This window comes from Novosphingobium sp. AAP83 (assembly GCF_001295795.1).
Lineage (GTDB): Bacteria > Pseudomonadota > Alphaproteobacteria > Sphingomonadales > Sphingomonadaceae > Novosphingobium.
This window is the reverse complement of sequence record NZ_LJHY01000071.1, coordinates 1-21,262: the sequence shown is the minus strand read 5'-3', so window position 1 is coordinate 21,262 and position 21,262 is coordinate 1. Positions and strand designations below refer to the sequence as shown.

Below are 21,262 nucleotides of genomic sequence, written 5' to 3'. Positions count from 1 at the left end.
GGTTACCAGACCAGTGGAAGAGTGATGCATGCCCCGACATTGCCCCCCTTCATCCTGACTGGCTGCGTCAGATCAAGCCTGAATTCAGGCATTTGCGAGAGCCATTCGCGCAAGAAAACAATTACCTCCATCCGCGCCAGCCCCGCGCCGACACAACGATGCGCGCCAACGCCCATCGTGGTGTGCCGGATTGGTGTCAGATCGCGATCAAACCGCACCTCCTCAGGCGCATCGAAGCTGGCGGGATCAAGGTTGTGTAAAACGCTGGGCAAATAGACTAGGTCGCCTTTGCAGATTGTAACGCCATCCACTTCGATATCTGTCACCGCATTACGGCTTACCGCTACGGTGGGATAGCGCCGCATCAGTTCATCGGCAGCAGCGGGGATAAGATCGGGCTGTTCGCGCAAAAGCCGCTGATCTTGCGGGTTAAGCGCCAGATGCAGCGCAACCATGCCGAACATTGCCGCTACCGTATCCAGCCCGCCAAATAGCAGGTTACGGCACATTCGGCGTGCTTCGTCCTCGGTCCAACCGCGCCCCATCACCGGTTCCGACAGGATGTGGCTGAACAAGTCATCGCCCGGCTCGGCCATGCGCTTTTGGATGAACGGCCACAAATAGTCGTCAGCGGCTTGTTTCAGTCCTTCAACGGTCATCGAGCCATCAGGTCGTGTCAGTTGCACACCCAGTTGCCGCAAGCGCGGGCGATCTTCCAACGGCACATCGATCAACGACAGAAAAATATTCAATGGCAAGACTTCGGCAAATTCCGCCACGAAATCGCACGATCCGCGCGGACGCAAATTGGCGATCAATTCGCCCGCAATTTCGACCACGCGCGGTTCCAGCGCTACAACATAGCGAGAGGCCAAGCCTTTCATCACAGCCATGCGGAAAGCCTTGTGTTCTGCACCATCCTGCTGAAGCGGGATGAATTGCATAACTTCGCCTAGACCCGGGGTTACCGCCAGACATTGGTTCGACAGCCTTGCGGAATCATTCCAAAGATTGCGCACAACATCGCCGCGCGCGGCAATCCAGTGTCCGCCATTGGCCGTGGTCCACACAAGGCCCGGCCCTTGCAGCAATGTCTTCCACGCAGCGAAGTAATCATCTTCAACCCCCGGCGGATTGAAAATATCAAAGTTGACGATCCGGTTTTCCGGTACGTGCGCTGGAATCATGCGCTTCCTCTCAGGTGCTCTCTTGCAAGGAAGCTAGCCGCGTAAACCCAAGACGATACTGCGCTTTATGGCAGGAGCAGGCTGGAATCTCCGTAGCTGTAGAACCGATAGCCCTGCGCAATGGCAAAGGCATAGGCGGCCTGCATCCGTTCGCGCCCCATGAGCGCCGAAACCAGCATAAACAGCGTGGATTTGGGCAAGTGGAAGTTGGTCATCAACCCGTCAATCGCACGGAAGGTATAACCGGGCGTGATGAAGATCGAGGTATCGCCTTCAAACGGGCGGATGATGCGATCTTTGCCGGTCGCGCTTTCCAGCAAGCGTAGCGATGTCGTCCCAACTGCAATCACCCGGTTTCCCGCAGCGCGGGCAGCATTCAACCTATCTGCCGTTTCAGCATCAATCGTGCCCCATTCGGCATGCATGGCATGATCGTCGGTATCTTCTGCCTTTACCGGCAGGAAAGTGCCTGCGCCGACATGAAGGGTCAGCGTCTCGGTCTTCACGCCGCGCGCGCTCAATCCTTCCAGAAGCTCCGGCGTGAAGTGGAGCGCTGCGGTAGGCGCTGCCACCGCACCATCCTTGGCCGCGAACATTGTCTGATAGTCGGAGCGATCCTGCTCATCGGTCGGGCGCTTGCCCGCGATATAGGGCGGCAAAGGCATGCTGCCGGCCCGCTCTAACAGCACTTCAACCGGCTCATCACCGGGAAAGAACAGCGTCCAACTGCCGTCGGCAAACCGCTCTTCTGCATTGGCAGAAACACCTGCGCCAAATTCAATTACATCGCCTGCCCGCAACCGCTTGCCGTTGCGCACGAAAGCTTGCCAGCGCCGCAAATCGATTCGCTTGTGCAGCGTGGCCCCAATCCGCGCATCGCCACGCTGGCCCTCAAGCTGCGCGGGAATCACGCGCGTATCGTTAAACACCAGCACATCGCCGGGATTCAGCAGCGTTGGCAGATCGCGCACGATCAGGTCGGTGAAAGGCCCCGAGCCTCCCACGCCCAGCAACCGCGCAGAATCACGCGGGCGAGCGGGACGCAGGGCAATGTTTTCAGGCGGCAGTTCGAAATCGAAGAGGTCAACACGCATGGCAGCCCTCTAGCGGCATTTGCAGCTTAGTTCGACCGCGAATTGCTCAACATATCGGCTGAAAACGCTGGCTTGGCGCTCGGTACTGCCATGACTGGTGCTGGCTTGTTATCCGCCGCGATGGAGGCTTGTACCACCTTGGTCGGATTCGCAGGCGGTTCGCCGCGCACGATAGCGTCGACATTATCCATACCCGAGATCACCCGGCCAAAATTGGTGTACTTGTTATCCAATGCAAAGCGCGGATAAAACACGATAAAGAACTGGCTGTTGGCTGTGTTGGGCTCATTCGTGCGAGCCATAGACACGGTGCCGCGCAAATGGGGGACAGTGTTGAATTCCGCCGTCAAATCAGGAAGCGGTGAACCACCCTGCCCTGTCCCTGTCGGGTCACCCGTCTGGGCCATGAAGCCATCGATCACGCGGTGAAAGATCACCCCGTCATAAAAGCCTTCACGCGCAAGCTTCTTGATCCGCTCCACATGGGCTGGAGCCCATTCCGGCATCAACCGGATCGAAACACGGCCGCCGTTGGATAAGTCCAGCAGTAGGATATTTTCGCGATCTACGCTTTCATCAGCGTTTACAGCATAGGTTATCGGCTTGGGCGCGACTGCCTCTTTCTTGTCTTTCGCCAATGCAGGCGAGGCAATCAAGGCGGCGCCAAGCGCAACAACGGTAAAAAAGCGCGAAACCATGAGACGGGTTAACTCCGGATAACCTAAAGCGCGGATAGGCGCGTGGCGCTTTCGCTGCAATGAACGATTGCGCATTCGCGTTCGGGAACGATTACGCCTGCGCGTTTCAATAGTCGCCCATGCGGCCGAGTTTCTCAACCCTTGCAATCACCTCGTCGCGAATCGTCGATGTGACAAAGCCCGAGATATCACCGCCAAACAGCGCGATTTCCTTGACCAGTTTGGAAGCGATCGGTTGGAGTCCGACATCGGCCATCAGAAATACCGTCTCGATCTCGGCATCCAGTTGCTGGTTCATGCCCGCCATCTGGTACTCGTATTCAAAATCGGCAACAGCGCGAAGCCCCCGCACGATCACGCGGGCTCCCTGCTTGCGGGCGAACTTCATCAACAGAGCGTTAAAACCCACCACTTCAACATTATCGATTCCCTGATCGGCCACCTCGCGGCGGACCGATGCCATCCGCTCTTCAGGGGTGAACATGGGGTTTTTCGAAGGATTGGTCGTCACCCCGATTATCAACCGGTCCACCAGCTTGGCGCCGCGCCGGATGATATCGAGATGCCCGAGCGTGATCGGATCAAATGTGCCCGGATAAACGCCGATACGTTCAGCCATCAGTGGTTCCTCTCCACGATGAAGCGCGCAAGTTCACGCAAGATATCCGCTTCCGGACCATAACTTTGCAGCAGGTCAACCGCCTGCTCTACCAAGCGGCGCGCCTGTTCGCGAGCGCGTTCCGGGCCCAGCAGCGAAAGGAACGTCTGCTTGCCTTGCGCTTCGTCCTTGCGCAGGGCTTTGCCCGCCGCCGCCTCATCGCCTTCAAGGTCCAGAAGATCATCGGCGATCTGGAAAGCAAGGCCGATATCACGCGCATACCCGCGCAAATGCGTGCGCCCTTCAATCGGCACGTGGCCCAGAATTGCGCCCATCTCGACCGAAGCTGCCAGAAGCGCGCCAGTTTTTAGCTGCTGCAAACGGGTCACGGTAGGCAGATCGAAGCTCTCGGTCTCGGCAACGATATCCATCATCTGCCCGCCGCACATGCCGTTCAAGCCGCTGGCCGTGGCAAGCGTCCGGATCAACTCGATACGTACAAATGGATCGCCGCTGGTCGCAGGATCAGACAGCAGTTCGAACGCGAAATCGTGCAACGCATCGCCCGCCAGCACGGCGGCGGCATCATCAAACGCCACATGCAAGGTTGGCTTGCCATGGCGCGTGCCATCATTGTCCATGCACGGCAGATCATCGTGGATCAGCGAATAAACGTGGATCGCCTCAATCGCAGTTCCCACCCGCACAGCGGCCTCGCGCGAAACGCCAAACATCGCCGCAGTGGCCGTGACCAGCAGCGGACGAATCCGTTTGCCGCCGCCCATCGTGGCGTAACGCATCGCTTCAACCAGACGATTGCGGGGATCGCCTGGCAACGGCAACAGCAAATCAAAGCTGTGGTCGATGTCCTCGGCAATCGCCTTGAGAGCGGGCTTAAGCAGCCCGGTTGCCTGTGACATGACCTTGCCCCTTACCCTGCTGCTTCATCAAATGAGCGTAAACCTTGCGCTTTACCATCGCGATCAGCGACGATCGCCTCGATCCGGGCTTGCGCCGAATCGAGCCGCGCCTGGCAGTGCGCACGCAGTGCATCGCCTTTGGCATAAAGCTCGATCGATTCGTCGAGTGGAGCTTCGCCACTCTCCAACCGCCTGACGACGGATTCAAGTTCTTTGAGCGCTTCTTCGAAGCTGAGGTTCGCGATTTCCGGTTCCATTCCCATGTGGGCAGCATTGACGGGGCGCGGGGGGCGGGTCAAGCTTCGATAAGCAGATGATCCAGAGGGACGAAAAGCAATGCAGTATTTGATTGCCTATTTTGCAGCCGCTGTCGTGTTCGGTGCGCTCGATGCCGTGTGGCTTGGCTGGGCAGGATCAAAGCTCTATCGTCCGGCTTTGGGCGATTTGCTGGCCCCGACATTTCGCATTGCCCCGGCGCTGGTGTTCTATGTCCTGTATCTGGTAGGCATGATGTGGTTCGCGGTACGGCCAGGTCTGACACAAGGCCTTGGTGCCGCAGCGCTGAACGGCGCTTTCCTCGGTGCCCTATGTTATATGACATATGACCTGACCAGTCAGGCAGTGCTGGCACGCTGGCCCGTCCACGTGACGATCATCGACATTATCTGGGGCACATTCGCGACTGCCGTTGCAGCCACTGCCGCAACATGGGTCGCAACGAAGTTTGCAGGTTAAGACTAGCCTCATTGCGCAGCCCTCGCTAAGGCGCGGGCCATGTCCGAGATCACCGCAGATGTCGTCGCCGCTCATGGCCTGTCCGAAGACGAATACCAGCGCGTCCTGAACGCGCTCGGTCGTGAACCGAACCTTGTCGAACTCGGCATTTTTTCGGTCATGTGGTCAGAGCATTGCTCCTATAAATCGAGCCGAATCCACCTCAAGAAGCTGCCTACCAGCGCACCTTGGGTAATTTGCGGCCCGGGCGAAAACGCCGGTGTAATCGATATCGGCGATGGTCAGGCGGCCATCTTCAAGATGGAAAGCCACAACCACCCGTCATACATCGAACCCTATCAGGGCGCGGCAACCGGCGTCGGCGGGATCTTGCGCGATGTGTTCACGATGGGCGCGCGTCCGGTGGCAAACATGAACGCGCTGCGATTCGGTCGGCCCGATCATCCCAAGATGAAGCACCTTGTCCAGGGTGTGGTTGCGGGAATCGGAGGCTACGGTAACTGCGTCGGCGTGCCGACCGTGGGCGGCGAAACAAATTTCCATCCGGCATACGATGGCAACATTCTGGTCAACGCCATGACCGTTGGCGTCGCTGATCAGGACAAGATCTTCTACTCTGCCGCCACCGGCCTTGGTAACCCCATCGTCTATGTAGGCTCGAAGACCGGACGTGACGGCATTCACGGCGCAACCATGGCCAGCGCTGATTTTGGCGAGGATTCCGAAGCCAAGCGCCCCACGGTGCAAGTGGGCGATCCGTTCACCGAAAAGCTGCTGATCGAAGCGTGCCTCGAACTGATGGCGACAGACGCCATCGTGGCGATTCAGGACATGGGCGCAGCAGGCCTTACCTCCTCGTCAGTCGAAATGGCTACCAACGGCAAGGCCGGCATCATCCTCAACATGGATATGGTGCCCTGCCGGGAAGAGGGCATGACCCCTTACGAAATGATGCTGTCCGAGAGCCAGGAGCGCATGCTCATGGTGCTCAAGCCCGGCAAGGAGCCGATGGCCGAAGCCATCTTCAAGAAGTGGGAGCTCGACTTTGCCGTGATCGGCGAAGTGACCGACACCGGCCACATGGTGCTGATGTTCGAGGGCGAAACTGTGTGCGATATCCCGCTTGGCCCGCTTGCTGAAGACGCGCCGCTCTATGATCGCCCGGCGCTCAGCCTTGCCGATTATAAAGCGTGGGCCAATGTCGCGCCACTTGGCGATGTGGCGGAAAGCACCGATCTTGGCGCAGACCTCGTCAAGCTGATCGGATGCCCGGATCTTGCCAACCGGCGCTGGATTTTCGAGCAATACGACAGCCAGGTTGGCGCAGATACCCTGCAAAAATCGGGCGGCGATGCCGCGGTTGTTCGCATCCATGGCACGCAAAAGGCGCTGGCGATGAGCACGGATTGCAGCCCGCGCTATTGCTACGCTGATCCTTATGAGGGCGGCAAGCAGGCCGTGGCCGAAACGTATCGCAACATCAGTGCAGTCGGCGCGCGGCCGCTTGCGATCACCAACTGCCTCAACTTCGCCAATCCGCAGCGCCCGGAAATCATGGCACAGATTGTCCAAGCGCTTGAAGGCATGGGCGATGCCTGCCGTGCGCTCGATTATCCGATCGTGAGCGGCAACGTCTCGCTCTATAACGAATCGAAGGCGACCGGCGGCGGCTCTGCCATCCTGCCAACGCCAGCCATCGGCGGCGTCGGGCTGATGCTCGACCACGAAATCATGACCACCATCGCGTTCAAGAACGACGGCGATGCGATCTGGCTCGTCGGCGATGAAGGCAAGCACCTTGGCCAATCGCTTTACTTGCGCGAAATCGCAGGCCGCGAAGCCGGCGATGCGCCTAAGGTTGATCTGGCGGTTGAACGTCAACGCGGCGAACAAGTCCGCGAATGGATCGCCACAGGCAAACTCACTGCCGTGCATGACATTTCCGACGGCGGCCTTTTGGTCGCGCTCACCGAAATGGCATTGGCAAGCGACAAGGGCTGCGTTCTCAGCATCGAGCTCGATACTGCAAAGGCCTTTGGTGAAGACCAGTCGCGCTACATTGTAACCACGTCCGCCAGCGAAGTGCTCGAAGGTGCAACCCGCATCGGTACTGTCGGCGGCTCGCAAATCGCGGGCGTCGAAATCGCCACCTTGCGCGAAGCCAACGAAGCCTTCTTCCGCGACTGGATGGAAGGGTAAAAGCCCCCTCCGACCTGCCTGCGGCAGGCCACCTCCCCGAGCGAGCTCGGGGAGGAACACCAATCACGCGGCCTTTTGCAGCTTTTTGCCGAGCAAATCATAGGGATCGACGCCCATCTCTGCCCATGTTCTATGGGCCTCGCGGTAGTGCATGGCTGGCGTGATGTTCAGTTTCCGGCGCACTTCCTCAAGCGGGAGCGGCAGCAGTTCTGTGATCGACTGTTCGCACAAGCGCGGGCAAGCCTTGCCCAATCGCTTGCCTTCGGTCACAGCTTTTAACACCGGCGCATCGCTGCGCACTTGCCTGCGAATATTCAGGCCCGCCATATATCCGATGAACAGATGCGCAGGCGAAGGTTGCTGGCTGTACGTGAACGCCAGCACGCAAGATTCGCCAAGGGCATCGCGGCCATAGCCGGTCAGCACGTGCAGCATATCATGCACATCGCGCATACGGTTGAGATACCAGCGAAACTGGTCTTGGAACTGCACATGATGCTTGGCGAACCGGTCAAATTCTTCGACTAGCCCTTGGGCTGTCAGGCCCTCCCGCTCCATGAAGTCGCAATAGGCGTGGGCCAAGGACCCGGCTGGCATTTGGCGCAATGCTGCATGATCATCAAGAATCGCCGGAAGATTCGGCTCCCTCATGCGCAAGGCCTGCCCGCGCGCAGAACGCAGAAAGCGCTCCGCCGACGGGCGCAGATTGCGCCACGGGAGCGATTCAAAGATATGGAACACCTCTTCAGTGTTTTCCTTATCTTTCATCAGGTTCTGAAAATGACGCCACGCCTTCGCAGGTCGCAAACGCAGCACGGGGCGGCGCACGTCGTAAATGGGCAAATCAGCTTGCAGCGCGCCGGTCATGGCATTCACGGCGTATTCTCCCGATGTTCTCAACCCGCACATATTAACAGGAGTGTAAATACTCCGTCAATCCAGCACCCAGTCTTCACGCGCTATGCCCAGAAGGGAAAGGATTGTCGTCAGGTCTCCCCGATCGATCCAGCCATCTGCCGCCGCGCGCGCCTTTGGCTTGGCGCGATAGGCGATGCCAAAACTGGCCGCTTCGATCATCGGAATGTCGTTCGCGCCATCGCCGGTAGCGAGGCTTAACACACCCTCACCCAGCCGCGCCGCTTCTTCAAGCAGCACCTGCTTTTTGACCGCGCTATCAACGATCCCGCCAACCAGACCGCCGGTAAGCACGCCATCATGCAGGCCCAACCGGTTGCCGACGACGCGCTCGAAGCCCAGCAGTTCGGCGACCGGATCAGCAAAGGAATGAAATCCGCCCGTCACCAGAACGGTATGGCAACCGCGCGCTTTCAAAGTGGAAACCAGTGTCCGCGCGCCGCCCATCGGCTGGATGCGCTCATCCAGACATTGGCGGATTGCTGCTTCTGGCAGGTCTTTCAGCAGCCCGACACGCTCACGCAACGCCGATTCGAAATCGAGTTCACCCTGCATGGCACGCTCGGTGATCGCGGCGATGCGATCCTTGAGTCCTGCAAAATCAGCCAGTTCATCAATGCATTCCTGCCCGATCATCGTCGAGTCCATGTCGGACACGAATAGTCCGGGCACATCGATCAGGCCTTGCGACAACAGCAGATCGCTCTGCGGAAAACATTGATCCAGAATGCCGCGAATCCCGGCCGGATCGCCTTCAAGCACTTCAAGTTCCAGCACATCTTCGCAAGCATCGAGCATCCCTGCCCCTGCCACTTCCCAATCGCGCGCCTCAATCATTTCCATCGCGAGCGCAAGATTGTCACCAAGCGTCTCAGGGTCTGCTATCAAGCGCGCGATGATCACCGAGAATTCCTTTGAAAACGAAAGCGTGGACAATGAGGCCAAACGGCCAAGGCTCGCGCTGATCGCAGGGCCGACGGCCAGCGGCAAGAGCGATCTCGCCGTAAAACTTGCATTGCGTGCCATGGCAAGCGGACAAGAGGCTGTAATCGTCAACGCCGACAGCGCACAAGTCTACACCGATTTGCGCGTGTTGAGCGCGCGGCCTTCAGACGAGGAAATGCAAGGCGTCCCTCACGTGCTCTACGGCGCGTGGGATGGCGCGCAGGCATGTTCGGCAGCCGATTGGGCCAATGCCGCCAAGCGCGAAATCACCGCCGCCCATGCACGAGCGGCTTTGTCCATCCTTGTTGGTGGGACCGGCTTATACATGAGGACCTTGCTGGAAGGCATTGCTCCTGTGCCAGATATTGATCCGGAGATCAGGACGGAAGTCCGCGCGATGCCGTTGGAATTGGCTTACGGAGCCTTGCAGTCCGAAGACCCATTACGCGCAGCCCTGCTCGCCCCCGCAGACGCGCAGCGCGTGACGCGTGCCTTGGAAGTTGTCCGTTCTACCGGCTATCCGCTCGCGCATTGGCAAACCCGGCTCAGCGGCGGGATCGCTGACAGCATCGACCTTTCACCTTTGATCCTACTGCCCGAACGGCAGTGGCTCTATAAACGCTGCGACTTGCGGTTTGAATTGATGTGGCACGGCGGGGCTATTGCTGAAGTCGAAGCGCTGCTCGCCCGCAATCTGTCAGTTGATCTGCCTGTGATGCGCGCCATCGGCGTGCCCGAGATCGCGATGTTTTGCCGTGGTGAACTTAGCCAAAGCGAAGGGATCGCTGCCGGACAGCAGGCCACCCGCCGCTATGCCAAGCGGCAATACACTTGGCTGAACAACCAGAATCCCGGCACATGGCCCCGAGTCACGTACGAAAATTCCATTGACATTGATCATGCCGCAAGTTTATTGCGCATATAGCAGCTTGACATAGCATTTTGTATCAAGTATCCGGCCGTCAATTGTCCTCGTCGCCTCGTTTGCGAAGTGGATGCCCGAGTAGGGAGAGACGGCCCGGTGCGGTAAACCTGCACCGGGCCGATAATTTTTGTTTTTCACAAGCGCAGTCGCGGCTATCGGCCCTAAAAAGTCGGCGCGACAGGCAAAAGGATTGAGTGACGTGACAAGCGAGCGCAGCGGCGCCGAAATTCTGGTCGAAAGCCTCGTCGCCAAGGGTGTCGAGTTTGTGTTCGGCTATCCCGGTGGCGCGGTTCTGCCGATTTACGATGCGCTGTTCGGTGACGAACGCATCCGCCACATTCTGGTGCGCCATGAAGCAGGTGCGGCTCACGCAGCCGAAGGCTATGCCCGTGCCACGGGCAAGCCCGGCGTGGTTCTGGTTACATCCGGCCCCGGCGCTACCAATGCAGTCACCGGCATTGCCGATGCCTTCATGGATTCGATCCCGATGGTGGTGATCACCGGACAGGTCCCCACCGGCCTGATCGGTTCAGATGCGTTCCAGGAAGCCGACACTGTTGGCATCACGCGCCACTGCACCAAGCACAATTATCTCGTCAAAGACCCGGCCCAGCTAGCCACGATCATTGATGAAGCATTCCGTATTGCCACCGAAGGCCGGCCCGGCCCGGTTGTCATCGATATTCCCAAAGACGTACAGATTGCGATGGCCGCGTGGAGCGGTGCCGCTCCGCAGCAACGCAATCGCTACAACCCGCAAACCGAAGGCGGTGCCAAGGAAATCGAGCAAGCGATCGAGATGATCGCCAACGCCAAAGCGCCGGTGTTTTACACGGGCGGCGGCGTGATCAATTCGGGGCCACATGCGGCCAAGCTTTTGCAGGAATTGCAAAGCCTCACAGGCGCTCCTGTCACCTCGACCCTGATGGGCCTCGGCGCGTTTCCGGCGGACCACCCGGCTTGGCTGGGCATGCTTGGCATGCATGGCACATACGAAGCCAACATGACCATGAACCGCGCCGATCTGCTGGTCTGCATTGGCGCGCGCTTTGATGATCGTGTAACCGGCCGGCTGGATGCGTTTTCGCCCCATTCCAAGAAAATCCACATCGATATCGATCGCGCTTCAGTCAACAAGACGGTGCGCGTCGATCTGCCTGTGATCGGCGATTGCAGCAAAGTTCTGGCGCAGTTGATCGATGCCTGGCACTCGCGTGGTTACAAAGCGCAAGACCTGACGGCATGGACCGCGCAGATCGATACGTGGCGTGAACGCAAGAGCCTTGGCTATCCGCGCAAAACCGCTGAAATCATGCCACAACTGGCGGTTGAGCGGCTTTACGAACTGACCAAGCACCGCGAACCCATCATCAGCACCGAAGTTGGCCAGCATCAGATGTGGGCGGCGCAGTACTTCCACTTCATGAAGCCTAACAAGTGGCTCACCTCGGGCGGCCTTGGCACGATGGGCTATGGTCTTCCCGCCGCTATCGGTGCGCAGGCAGGCTTCCCTGATGCGCTCGTGATCGACATTGCAGGCGATGCCTCGATCCAGATGAACATTCAGGAACTGGGCACGGCCACGCAGTATCGCTTGCCGGTCAAGGTCTTTGTCCTGAACAACGAATGGATGGGCATGGTCCGCCAATGGCAAGAACTGACCTATGAAAGCCGCTATTCAAACTCCTATTCCGATAGCTTGCCCGATTTCGTCAAGCTCGCCGAGGCTTATGGCTGGAAGGGCATCCGCATCAGCGACCTGAGCGAGCTGGATGCCGGAATTCAGGCGATGATCGACCATGATGGCCCGGTCTTTGTCGATTGCCTCGTTTCGAAGGAAGCCAATTGCTTCCCGATGATCCCATCAGGCGCTGCGCACACCGACATGATCCTTTACGGGGATGAGGTTGCCGGCACGATGGATGATGAAGCCAAGGCGCTGGTCTAAGAAAGCCCCTGACATGATGCACATGCACGAAGAGGCGCAAGAGCGCCACGTCCTGACCATCACGGTCGATAACGAAGCCGGTATTCTGGCCAAGATCGCCGGATTGTTCACCGCGCGCGGCTATAACATCGACAGCCTGACCGTGGCCGACATAACAGATGGCCATGAATTGAGCCGGATTACGATCGTCACACACGGTCCGCCGCCGGTGATTGACCAGATCCGCGCGCAACTGGAGCGTCTGGTGCCGGTTCACAAGGTCACAGACCTTACCGAAGTGGGACCGTTTGTTGAACGCGAACTGGCCCTGATCAAGGTTTCGGGCAAAGGTGAAAACCGCGTCGAGGCCCTTCGTTTGGCCGATGTGTTTCGTGCCAAAGTGGTTGATACCACCACCGCAAGCTTCATTTTCGAATTGACCGGAGCACCCGAAAAGATCGACAGCTTCGTATCGCTGATGAAGGAACTGGGGCTGGTCGAGGTCGGCCGCACCGGCATCGTCGGCATGATCCGTGGTGCGTTAGCCGCATAAGAGTTTCATATCCACCACCCGTCGTCCCTGCATCCGCAGGGGTCCATCTCCAACGGGTGCTACTGGACAACATGGCCGGAGATGGATTCTCGCCCGCGCGGGAATGACGAAAACGAGGAAAATTCAATGAAGGTCTATTACGACGCCGATTGTGATCTCAACCTGATCACCGACAAGAAGATCGTTATTCTGGGCTATGGCTCACAGGGCCACGCCCATGCGCAGAACTTGCGCGATTCAGGCGTCAAGGACGTGGCTATCGCGCTGCGTCCGGGCTCGGCTAGCGCGAAGAAGGCCGAAGCTGCCGGTTTCAAGGTTCTGTCGAACGCTGACGCTGCTGCCTGGGCTGACCTCATCATGATCTTGGCGCCTGACGAACATCAGGCCGCAATTTATGCTGACGATCTGGCCGCAAACATGAAGCCCGGTGCAGCGCTTGCATTCGCCCACGGCCTCAACATTCACTTCGGCCTGATCGAGCCACGCGCAGACATCGACGTAATCATGATTGCGCCAAAAGGCCCCGGCCATACCGTGCGCTCTGAATACCAGCGTGGCGGCGGCGTGCCTTGCCTGATCGCGGTGCATCAGGACGTCACCGGCAATGCCCAGGACGTTGGCCTCGCTTACGCGTCGGGCGTTGGCGGTGGCCGCAGCGGCATCATCGAAACCAACTTCCGTGAAGAGTGCGAAACCGATCTGTTCGGCGAACAGGCCGTGCTCTGCGGCGGCGCAACCGCGCTGGTTCAGGCAGGTTTTGAAACACTGGTCGAAGCCGGTTACGCGCCCGAAATGGCCTATTTCGAATGCCTCCACGAACTGAAGCTCATCGTTGACCTGATGTATGAAGGCGGCATTGCCAACATGCGCTATTCGATCTCGAACACCGCTGAATACGGCGATATCAAGACCGGCCCGCGCATCATCACCGCCGAAACAAAGAAGGAAATGAAGCGCGTTCTGGAAGACATCCAGTCAGGCCGCTTCGTCAAGGACTTCGTGCTTGATAACCGCGCTGGTCAGCCAGAACTGAAGGCTGCCCGCGGCCTTGCCAAGCGTCACCCGATCGAAGAAACCGGCGCAAAGCTGCGTGCGATGATGCCATGGATCGGCGCCAACAAGCTGGTTGACCAGACCAAGAACTAAGCGGAATGATCGTGGCCCGCCGCAAGTGCGGGCCACATTTCCGACAAATGAACGCAACCGCTTGACAAAATAAGTAGACGAACCAGCCGCCGGTGATATTAATCCATTTTGGATGCAAATCGCTGACACGGGGCCTGGGCGGTGTTCAAATTATTGATATATCGAATTTTCCTTCCAGGAGCGCTACTGCTCTTGGTCGCCTTCGGTCCAGCCGACGACATGGCCCAGCGTCCCGCCCCCCAGAAGCAGGGCACACGCCAGCCCGATACATGCGGGAGCCACACTGTAACCCGTTTTGTTGGCTCAGATGCCACTCCTTCCGTTCGCCATGCCATCACCGTCGCCAGCGGGCAGGAGCAGATCCGCTGGATTAAACCGGGCACAGCCGTAACACAGGACTTTCGTGCGGATCGCCTTAACGTCATTCTCGACCAGGCAGGCCGTATTTTAACAATGCGCTGCGGTTAAGGCTTTTATCAAGCGATTGCCCATTGCGCACAAAAGCCGCCCGGATGCATTGCTTTCGGCGCAACGGGCTATTTTGCCATGCTATCAACATGGCTTGAAGGTCATTATGCGCATTCATTCTGGACAAGCGCGCGATGAATCAGCATAGGCTTTCAACATGACCACTCGACTGGCCCTTACCCTGCGACTTACACGCCCTTGGGCGTAAGCTGACGTGTCGCATTGCGGCGCGCACGGCGCCCAAGGGAAGCGAGAACCAGTTTCAATTCATTTTGCCAGTCGAGTATCACTCCCATGACCATGCTGAAAACCCCTTCGGCCAAGTATCGTGCCTTCCCGCAGATCAATCTGCCAGATCGCCAATGGCCAAGCCAATCAATCACGCAAGCTCCACGCTGGCTGTCGACCGACCTGCGCGATGGCAACCAATCGCTGATTGATCCGATGAATGCCGAGAAAAAGTCGCGGTTCTTCGACCTGCTCATCAAGATCGGCCTCAAGGAAATCGAGGTCGGTTTCCCCAGCGCAGGCGCGACCGAGTATGATTTTATCCGTGGTCTGGTTGACAGCGGGCGCATTCCTGATGACGTGTTCGTCCAAGTCCTCACCCAGTCGCGCGAAGACCTGATCCGCACCAGCTTTGAAAGCCTTGCTGGTGCCAAGCAAGCAATTGTCCACGTTTACAACGCTGTGTCACCGCTGTGGCGGCAGGTCGTATTCGGCATGGACAAGGCCGATGTGAAGCAAATCGCAATCGACGGCGCAAAAGTTCTGCGTGATCAGGCCGCGCGATTCCCGCAGACCGACTGGCATTTTGAATATAGCCCGGAAACCTTCTCCACTGCGGAAGTCGATTTCAGTATCGAATGCTGCGAAGCCGTGATGGAGGTTCTGCAACCAACCGTTGATCATCCGATCATCCTCAACCTGCCCGCTACGGTCGAGGCTTCCACGCCCAATATCTATGCCGACCAGATCGAATACTTTGGCCGCAACCTGCCCAACCGCGATCGCGCGATCATTTCACTGCATACCCACAATGATCGTGGCACCGGTGTTGCCGCCGCCGAACTCGGCCTGATGGCAGGTGCGGACCGTGTTGAGGGCTGCCTGTTCGGTAATGGTGAACGAACCGGCAATTGCTGCCTCGTTACGGTCGCGCTGAATCTCTATACCCAAGGGGTTGAACCTGAACTGGACTTCTCGGACATTGATGAAGTGATCCAGACAGTGGAGTACTGCAACCAGTTGCCGGTCCATCCGCGCCACCCTTATGGCGGCGAACTGGTGTTCACGGCATTTTCGGGAAGCCATCAGGACGCGATCAAAAAGGGATTTGCCGCACAAGATCAGCGCAATGACGACATATGGTCCGTGCCCTATCTGCCGATTGATCCAGCCGATCTTGGCCGTAGCTACGAAGCGGTCATCCGCGTCAATTCACAATCTGGCAAAGGCGGTTTCGCCTGGGTGCTTGAACAGGACCAAGGCCTTAAACTGCCCAAGAGGATGCAAGCGCATTTCTCGCGCCATGTTCAGGAACTGGCCGACGAACTGGGCCGCGAATTGCAGGCATCCGATATCTGGGGCGTCTTCCGCAAAGCCTATCACCTCGATTCCCCACTGCACTTCCAACTTGTTGATTACGAGGAAACACGCGGCAGTGACGGCACGCGCATCTTTGCCGGAAAAATCGAAGTGGACGGCAAAGTGCGGTCGGTTTCTGGTCGAGGCAATGGCCTGATTTCATCGGTAGTTGCAACGATCAAGGACGGCTTTGGCCTCGATATCGACATCACCGACTATACCGAACATGCGCTGGGCGCAGGCAGCAACGCCCGCGCGGCGGCTTATGTCGAATGCAAAATGCCCGATGGCCGCACTTTATGGGGCGTCGGGATTGATGAAGACGTTGCTACAGCCAGCGCCCGCGCGGTGTTAAGCGCTGCCAACGCCGCAGCATAACTTGTGACAGCGGGCGACTGCGGTCGCCCGTTTGTCATTTCGGACACCTTTGACAAGCGCTCCCTCCACGCCTAGGATTTAATCACGCAATTAACTACTCTTGCGAGGAAGATACCCGATGCCATTGCCTGCGCTCTTTGCCAATCTGCGCCTGCCTGTGATCGCTTCACCCCTGTTTCTGATTTCAGGGCCTGAACTGGTAATCGCGCAATGCAAAGCCGGAATTGTCGGTTCATTTCCATCGCTGAACGCACGGCCGATCAGCCTGCTGGATGAATGGTTGCACCAGATTACCGAGGAGTTGGCGACCTATAATCGCGCCAACCCGACACGTCCGGCAGCCCCCTTTGCGGTTAACCAGATCGTGCACAAAACCAACAATCGCTTGGGCGATGACATGGCCTTGTGCGAAAAATGGCAAGTTCCGATGCTGATCACTTCGCTCGGCGCGCGGGAAGACGTTTATGCCGCCGCACATCGCTGGGGCGGCATTGTGTTGCATGATGTTATAAACAGCAACCACGCGCAAAAAGCCATTACCAAGGGCGCAGATGGCCTCATCCCCGTGGCGGCTGGTGCAGGTGGCCATGCCGGAGCGCTATCGCCTTTTGCGCTAATGCAGGAAATCCGCCAATGGTTTGACGGGCTTATCGCTTTGTCAGGCGCTATTGCACACGGCCGATCCATCCTTGCAGCCCAGGCAATGGGCGCAGACTTTGCCTATATCGGTTCGGCTTGGATTGCGACGGAAGAAGCACGCGCCGAGGCCGATTACAAACAAGCCATCGTCGATTCCAGTGCCGATGATATTGTCTATTCCAACCTGTTTACCGGCGTTCATGGCAACTATTTGCGCTCGTCCATCGTCAACGCCGGACTTGATCCAGACCACCTTCCCGAAAGCGATCCGACCAAGATGGATTTCGGGTCTGGCGGCAACACCGATGTAAAAGCGTGGAAAGACATCTGGGGTTCGGGTCAAGGCATTGGTGCAGTTTCAGCGATTGAGCCCGTATCTGCGCGGGTTGCACGACTGGAACAAGAGTATCGCGAGGCGTCAGCAGCCTTGAATGCGAACACTGCGCCATTTCTGGGGTAAAACTCTACGCCGCTTGCGCAGTCTCGCTTGTGGTTGACCACAACAAGTCTGTCATCGCATCAAGGTGGCCGAATTCAAGCGCAGGATCGTGCGCGTTAAGCGGGGCGCGTGACCATGAGCGCGGATCGAGCAATTTGCGGCGTAGCGCCCGTTGTAGCAGATCGAAACGCATCAGCGCTTCATAATCGGCATTGGTCGATCCTGCTACGCGTTCCCGCGCCCAGCGCGCCTCGATCTGCCCTGCCCGCTCCATCACCAATTCGTTATAGCAGCGATGCGGCCCACGATGCAGCGGCAGCCCGATCCGCAGCGCGGTTACTTCCGTGGCAGGCAAGAGCAGCCCGTTCCGGCGAAAGTCATGAAAGCCAAGCCGGTCTGTACCAAGCCGTCTGATCATTGGCCCTAATGCTTCAGAACCAAGCAATTGGCGCGGGATAAGATGGTGTCTCTGCAAGCCTGGGGCGTACCCGGGCTGTCCGGCAACATTAACGCTGCCAAATGGCAGGGCCTTTCTTTTTTCAGATCCGGGTTTGCGACTCAGGAACACCTTGCGATAATACTTGTGGCGTTTTCCGCCTCAAGAAAGACTGCTCCCGTTCCGGCAAGATCTACCTGTCTTGCTTCTGCAATCGGGCCGTGGGCAACCAACCAATCGATCAATCGCACCGCCACGCGCGCCAAATGTTCGCGGCTTGTTCCTGGACTACCAGATAGAGTAAATTCCTGCCCTATCAGAAACTTAAGGCCAGTTGTGGCGATAGCGCCGGATTCATTCGCCTGAAGCGAGGCAAGAGCAATGGCCGGAAATGGCCCGCCCTCAAGCCAAGGCTGTACGGCCCGGTTAAAAAGTTCTGGCGCAACGGCATTTCGCGCTGGAACCCAGCAAATTGCACGCGGCTGGGCAATCTTTGCCAAACAACCGGTCAGGGCCGCTGCGACCCGGATCACAGGCAGAAGCCGCTGTGCGCCGGATAGATGGGGGCCAGGACAGATTAACAGCGCGGCCAAATCATTGTTGTGACCAATACTGATCCCTACCGAATGCTCGATTGTGGGTAAAGCTTGTGGGGCGCTTCCGGAAAGCCCGCGCAAATCAAAGGTCAGGCCGTCACGCAAGACTTCAACCCAGCCGGCTCCCTCAGCCGGAGCGTGGCTCACCGTGAAATCACCGCCATGCAGTGCCGCGGCCATCACCTCCTTTATACCGGGGACTGAACCGGCATCATAGAGAAGAGCGGCGAGCGGCGCGCAGTCAGGAGACTGGTCACATCCGTTCACAAACACCCCGCTTCAATTTCCTCCAGATTGGCACAACCGCCCCCTTACCGTCGAGTCTCTCAAGCAAACGGGGAAACCCGGCAGGAGATATAGCGTAACAGATCTAGAAAACTCCTAGTGCGATGCCTCCGGTTAAAGCCTGTCCCATTTCGCAACACTTTTGCAATGCTTCATCCGAAAGGATCTTGGACGCAAGGATGTCCTCGGGGGTTTGTGCCCCGTTTCGGATGATTAGCGGCTCTGCTGCCCGCCGTAATCGCCACCCAGTAGCGATACGGTCTATCTGCCGCTGAGCACCGGTTCCATCCGTTCCTGCGGCAATCATTGTGGCGTAGGCACGCCCTTCTAGCCGGCCCAGCAGCGGATAGTACATGCCATCAAAAAACTCCTTCATTGCCCCTGTCATCAAGCCCAGATTTTCAGGACAACAAAACAGATAGCCTTGCGCCTCCAGCAGCGCTTCCGCAGTGGCATCCTGGGCGCGAAGCATCAGGCTCGCCCCCTCCCCTTGCGCCCCAGCATACGCAGCCCGAGCCATCGCTTCGGCAGCGCCTGTGCGGCTGTGCCAGATAATCAACAGCATCGCATCAATTGCACCACCCTGAGCAAGCTTTATCTCTAGCCCAATGCTGCCTCAACGTGAGTCTTAAGCCAATCCTGTGTAGTCATATGTGCCGGGGACAAATCGTTGACCAAACGCAACCACGCTGCGGCTCTCCCTTCCCCGCACCGCCAGCATGGTATAGCGATTGAACCATGATACCCGTCACTGCGATAACCCGATCCCTATCCGGCCAAGCTTGGCGCTGGCGCGGCGGCAATATGGACATGGGCAGCACAGATAGCGCCCCCGGCGATGATCTGGTTACCCAGTTGCTTATGTCTCGCGGGGTTGCGCGCGAAGATCTTGAGCGCCACCGCCGCCCGACTTTGCGCGATTTCCTGCCAGACCCCTCGATTTTCCGCGACATGGATAGCGCCGCAATCCGCCTGTCCGACGCAATCTTGTCGAACGAACAGATCACGATTTACGGCGATTATGATGTTGATGGCGCAACCAGTGCAGCATTGCTCGTGCTGCTGCTCCGCGATTTAGGCGTTCTGGCGCGGCATTATATTCCTGATCGTCTGCTCGAAGGCTACGGCCCCTCGGGCGAAGCACTGGTGCGCCTCGCCGGTGAAGGCTCCACACTGATCATCACCGTAGATTGCGGGGCCATGGCCCACGAGGCTTTGGCAGCGGCCCACGCCGTCGGTGTTGATGTGATCGTGGTAGATCACCACAAATGCTCGTCAGAGCTTCCTATGGCCGCAGCTCTGGTCAACCCCAACCGGCTCGATGAGTGCGACGAGGCAGCTTCTTATGGCCATCTGGCGGCCGTTGGCGTGGCATTTCTGCTTGCTATAGCCACCGTTCGCGAATTGCGCGGACGCGGCCACTTTGAAAAACGCAAGGCACCTGATCTGATGCGACTGCTCGATCTGGTCGCGTTGGGGACCGTGGCGGACGTGGCGCAGCTCAAGGGCCTAAACCGCGCTCTGGTTTCGCAAGGTCTCAAGATCATGGCCCGGCGCGAAAACATCGGCCTTTCCGCGCTGATTGATGCCAGCCGCCTCACCCGGGCACCCACCTGTAGCGATCTGGGCTTTGCACTGGGGCCACGCATTAATGCGGGCGGGCGCGTGGGCGAGGCCACTTTGGGCGTGCGCCTGCTGACCACGCAAGACCCGGACGAGGCCCGATCAATCGCAGCGCAGCTATCGTTGCTCAATGAAGAGCGACGCGGGATCGAACAAGAGGTGCAAGAGGCAGCCGAAGCGCAAGTCGCCGCGCAGCACAACCGCGCTGTGCTGGTCCTTGCCGGCCACGGTTGGCATCCCGGCGTAATCGGCATCGTGGCAGGGCGCATCAAGGAGAAGACGGGCAAACCCTCGCTTGTCATCGCGCTGGATGCAGACGAGGCTGGCAATGGCAAAGGCTCGGGCAGATCGATAGCCGGGGTTGATCTTGGCTCGGCTATCATGGCCGCGCGGGAAGCCGGGATGCTCATCGCAGGTGGTGGCCACGCGATGGCTTGTGGCCTCACCATTGATCCGGCCCGGCTTGCAGAATTGGGCGATTGGCTGAACGAACGCCTCGCGCGGGATATCTCCGGCGCTCGGGCTTCGCAGTCGCTGCTCCTGGACTTGTCGCTCAGCCCCGGCGGCCTTACGCCGGAACTGGTGGAGACGCTCGAGACCGCAGGGCCATTTGGCATAGGCTGGCCCGGACCGCGTGTGGCGGTAGGGCCGGTGCGTCTGGTCAAGTGCGACCTTGTGGGGGCCGATCATGTGCGAATGGTGGCGAGTGGTGCCGATGGCCGCTCGTTCAAAGCCATCGCTTTTCGTGCCGCGCAGACCGAGCTTGGGCAGGCATTGCTGCACGGATCGCGAGGGCGGCACCTGTGGTTGGCGGGCCGAGCAAAGATCGATGATTGGGCCAGTCGGCCTGCGGCAGAACTTCACGTTGAAGACGCCGCGTTTGCAGACTGACTTTTTTCGCAACATGCAGCTTGACGCTTCGCCCTGTGCCCCTTAGAGGCGCGGACCTGCCCAGCGGTGCAAACCCGT

At 58.5% G+C, this 21,262-nt stretch carries 21 protein-coding genes; 10 read left to right on the top strand and 11 right to left on the bottom strand.

The genetic code is table 11. The features are described from left to right. Positions 1–2 precede the first annotated feature (2 nt). The 6 genes from IP81_RS18825 to IP81_RS18800 all read right to left on the bottom strand — a co-directional run bounded on the left by IP81_RS18825 (position 3) and on the right by IP81_RS18800 (position 4,760). Entirely contained in the window at positions 3–1,187 is a 1,185-nt protein-coding gene (locus IP81_RS18825; protein ID WP_054109541.1) for a cytochrome P450, read from the bottom strand. Between the two features lie 65 nt (positions 1,188–1,252). Then, positions 1,253–2,281, bottom strand: coding sequence for a tRNA preQ1(34) S-adenosylmethionine ribosyltransferase-isomerase QueA (gene queA, locus IP81_RS18820; RefSeq protein ID WP_054109540.1), 1,029 nt, complete (start codon positions 2,279–2,281; stop codon positions 1,253–1,255). A gap of 26 nt (positions 2,282–2,307) precedes the next feature. After that, a complete protein-coding gene (locus IP81_RS18815) occupies positions 2,308–2,979 on the bottom strand; it encodes a peptidylprolyl isomerase (RefSeq protein ID WP_054109539.1) in 672 nt (223 codons plus the stop codon). Between the two features lie 106 nt (positions 2,980–3,085). Next, positions 3,086–3,598, bottom strand: a complete 513-nt coding sequence (gene coaD / locus IP81_RS18810) for a pantetheine-phosphate adenylyltransferase (protein ID WP_054109538.1) — start codon at positions 3,596–3,598, stop codon at positions 3,086–3,088. After that, complete coding sequence (locus tag IP81_RS18805; protein ID WP_054109537.1) at positions 3,598–4,497, bottom strand: polyprenyl synthetase family protein; 900 nt, start codon at positions 4,495–4,497, stop codon at positions 3,598–3,600. Before IP81_RS18805 ends, coaD begins: the two co-directional genes overlap by 1 nt. An 11-nt stretch (positions 4,498–4,508) precedes the next feature. Further along, entirely contained in the window at positions 4,509–4,760 is a 252-nt protein-coding gene (locus IP81_RS18800) for an exodeoxyribonuclease VII small subunit (RefSeq protein WP_054109536.1), read from the bottom strand. A gap of 73 nt (positions 4,761–4,833) precedes the next feature. On the opposite strand from IP81_RS18800, the gene IP81_RS18795 reads away from it, so the two are divergent. Both IP81_RS18795 and purL read left to right on the top strand, forming a co-directional pair. Next, positions 4,834–5,232 (top strand): DUF2177 family protein, encoded by a 399-nt coding sequence (locus IP81_RS18795; RefSeq protein WP_054109535.1) that lies wholly within the window; start codon positions 4,834–4,836, stop codon positions 5,230–5,232. Between the two features lie 39 nt (positions 5,233–5,271). Then, a complete protein-coding gene (gene purL, locus IP81_RS18790) occupies positions 5,272–7,431 on the top strand; it encodes a phosphoribosylformylglycinamidine synthase subunit PurL (RefSeq protein WP_054109534.1) in 2,160 nt (719 codons plus the stop codon). Between the two features lie 63 nt (positions 7,432–7,494). Here purL and IP81_RS18785 read toward each other — a convergent pair whose 3' ends face one another. Continuing rightward, positions 7,495–8,298, bottom strand: coding sequence for a Coq4 family protein (locus IP81_RS18785; RefSeq protein WP_054109533.1), 804 nt, complete (start codon positions 8,296–8,298; stop codon positions 7,495–7,497). A gap of 66 nt (positions 8,299–8,364) precedes the next feature. Further along, positions 8,365–9,249 carry a phosphoserine phosphatase SerB gene (serB, locus tag IP81_RS18780; RefSeq protein ID WP_054109587.1) on the bottom strand — a complete coding sequence of 295 codons (885 nt, stop codon included), beginning with the start codon at positions 9,247–9,249 and terminating at the stop codon, positions 8,365–8,367. Between serB and miaA the strand changes: the two genes are divergently transcribed. The 7 genes from miaA to IP81_RS18745 all read left to right on the top strand — a co-directional run bounded on the left by miaA (position 9,242) and on the right by IP81_RS18745 (position 17,374). Continuing rightward, positions 9,242–10,216, top strand: a complete 975-nt coding sequence (miaA, locus tag IP81_RS18775; protein WP_054109532.1) for a tRNA (adenosine(37)-N6)-dimethylallyltransferase MiaA — start codon at positions 9,242–9,244, stop codon at positions 10,214–10,216. The genes serB and miaA overlap by 8 nt on opposite strands. A gap of 199 nt (positions 10,217–10,415) precedes the next feature. Next, positions 10,416–12,164 carry a biosynthetic-type acetolactate synthase large subunit gene (ilvB, locus tag IP81_RS18770; protein WP_054109531.1) on the top strand — a complete coding sequence of 583 codons (1,749 nt, stop codon included), beginning with the start codon at positions 10,416–10,418 and terminating at the stop codon, positions 12,162–12,164. A 16-nt stretch (positions 12,165–12,180) separates the two neighbouring features. Then, the gene (gene ilvN / locus IP81_RS18765; RefSeq protein WP_054109586.1) at positions 12,181–12,696 is read left to right on the top strand and encodes an acetolactate synthase small subunit; all 516 of its coding nucleotides are present in this window, start codon (positions 12,181–12,183) and stop codon (positions 12,694–12,696) included. Between the two features lie 126 nt (positions 12,697–12,822). Next, positions 12,823–13,842, top strand: coding sequence for a ketol-acid reductoisomerase (gene ilvC, locus IP81_RS18760; RefSeq protein ID WP_054109585.1), 1,020 nt, complete (start codon positions 12,823–12,825; stop codon positions 13,840–13,842). Between the two features lie 219 nt (positions 13,843–14,061). Beyond that, entirely contained in the window at positions 14,062–14,310 is a 249-nt protein-coding gene (locus IP81_RS21765; protein WP_369800789.1) for an I78 family peptidase inhibitor, read from the top strand. Positions 14,311–14,604: 294 nt separating this feature from the next. Beyond that, the gene (leuA, locus tag IP81_RS18750) at positions 14,605–16,275 is read left to right on the top strand and encodes a 2-isopropylmalate synthase (RefSeq protein WP_054109529.1); all 1,671 of its coding nucleotides are present in this window, start codon (positions 14,605–14,607) and stop codon (positions 16,273–16,275) included. A gap of 118 nt (positions 16,276–16,393) precedes the next feature. Further along, positions 16,394–17,374, top strand: a complete 981-nt coding sequence (locus IP81_RS18745; RefSeq protein ID WP_054109528.1) for a nitronate monooxygenase family protein — start codon at positions 16,394–16,396, stop codon at positions 17,372–17,374. Positions 17,375–17,378: 4 nt separating this feature from the next. On the opposite strand, the gene IP81_RS18740 is transcribed toward IP81_RS18745, so the two are convergent. The 3 genes from IP81_RS18740 to IP81_RS18730 all read right to left on the bottom strand — a co-directional run bounded on the left by IP81_RS18740 (position 17,379) and on the right by IP81_RS18730 (position 19,235). Further along, positions 17,379–17,921 carry an AHH domain-containing protein gene (locus IP81_RS18740; RefSeq protein ID WP_231627130.1) on the bottom strand — a complete coding sequence of 181 codons (543 nt, stop codon included), beginning with the start codon at positions 17,919–17,921 and terminating at the stop codon, positions 17,379–17,381. Then, positions 17,912–18,565 (bottom strand): hypothetical protein, encoded by a 654-nt coding sequence (locus IP81_RS18735; protein ID WP_054109526.1) that lies wholly within the window; start codon positions 18,563–18,565, stop codon positions 17,912–17,914. Before IP81_RS18735 ends, IP81_RS18740 begins: the two co-directional genes overlap by 10 nt. A 190-nt stretch (positions 18,566–18,755) precedes the next feature. Next, positions 18,756–19,235 carry a flavodoxin family protein gene (locus IP81_RS18730; RefSeq protein ID WP_054109525.1) on the bottom strand — a complete coding sequence of 160 codons (480 nt, stop codon included), beginning with the start codon at positions 19,233–19,235 and terminating at the stop codon, positions 18,756–18,758. Between the two features lie 173 nt (positions 19,236–19,408). Between IP81_RS18730 and recJ the strand changes: the two genes are divergently transcribed. Then, positions 19,409–21,184: a single-stranded-DNA-specific exonuclease RecJ gene (gene recJ, locus IP81_RS18725; RefSeq protein ID WP_054109524.1), complete on the top strand. Its 1,776-nt coding sequence runs from the start codon at positions 19,409–19,411 to the stop codon at positions 21,182–21,184. Positions 21,185–21,262: the final 78 nt, after the last annotated feature.

Bases quoted from the DNA above. Each gene is read 5' to 3' on its own strand.
- IP81_RS18825 (WP_054109541.1), bottom strand. From the start codon at position 1,187: ATGATTCCAGCGCACGTACCGGAAAACCGGATCGTCAACTTTGATATT.
- queA (WP_054109540.1), bottom strand. From the start codon at position 2,281: ATGCGTGTTGACCTCTTCGATTTCGAACTGCCGCCTGAAAACATTGCC.
- IP81_RS18815 (WP_054109539.1), bottom strand. From the start codon at position 2,979: ATGGTTTCGCGCTTTTTTACCGTTGTTGCGCTTGGCGCCGCCTTGATT.
- coaD (WP_054109538.1), bottom strand. From the start codon at position 3,598: ATGGCTGAACGTATCGGCGTTTATCCGGGCACATTTGATCCGATCACG.
- IP81_RS18805 (WP_054109537.1), bottom strand. From the start codon at position 4,497: ATGTCACAGGCAACCGGGCTGCTTAAGCCCGCTCTCAAGGCGATTGCC.
- IP81_RS18800 (WP_054109536.1), bottom strand. From the start codon at position 4,760: ATGGGAATGGAACCGGAAATCGCGAACCTCAGCTTCGAAGAAGCGCTC.
- IP81_RS18795 (WP_054109535.1), top strand. From the start codon at position 4,834: ATGCAGTATTTGATTGCCTATTTTGCAGCCGCTGTCGTGTTCGGTGCG.
- purL (WP_054109534.1), top strand. From the start codon at position 5,272: ATGTCCGAGATCACCGCAGATGTCGTCGCCGCTCATGGCCTGTCCGAA.
- IP81_RS18785 (WP_054109533.1), bottom strand. From the start codon at position 8,298: ATGACCGGCGCGCTGCAAGCTGATTTGCCCATTTACGACGTGCGCCGC.
- miaA (WP_054109532.1), top strand. From the start codon at position 9,242: ATGATCACCGAGAATTCCTTTGAAAACGAAAGCGTGGACAATGAGGCC.
- ilvN (WP_054109586.1), top strand. From the start codon at position 12,181: ATGCACATGCACGAAGAGGCGCAAGAGCGCCACGTCCTGACCATCACG.
- ilvC (WP_054109585.1), top strand. From the start codon at position 12,823: ATGAAGGTCTATTACGACGCCGATTGTGATCTCAACCTGATCACCGAC.
- IP81_RS21765 (WP_369800789.1), top strand. From the start codon at position 14,062: ATGGCCCAGCGTCCCGCCCCCCAGAAGCAGGGCACACGCCAGCCCGAT.
- leuA (WP_054109529.1), top strand. From the start codon at position 14,605: ATGACCATGCTGAAAACCCCTTCGGCCAAGTATCGTGCCTTCCCGCAG.
- IP81_RS18745 (WP_054109528.1), top strand. From the start codon at position 16,394: ATGCCATTGCCTGCGCTCTTTGCCAATCTGCGCCTGCCTGTGATCGCT.
- IP81_RS18735 (WP_054109526.1), bottom strand. From the start codon at position 18,565: ATGGCCGCGGCACTGCATGGCGGTGATTTCACGGTGAGCCACGCTCCG.
- IP81_RS18730 (WP_054109525.1), bottom strand. From the start codon at position 19,235: ATGCTGTTGATTATCTGGCACAGCCGCACAGGCGCTGCCGAAGCGATG.
- recJ (WP_054109524.1), top strand. From the start codon at position 19,409: ATGATACCCGTCACTGCGATAACCCGATCCCTATCCGGCCAAGCTTGG.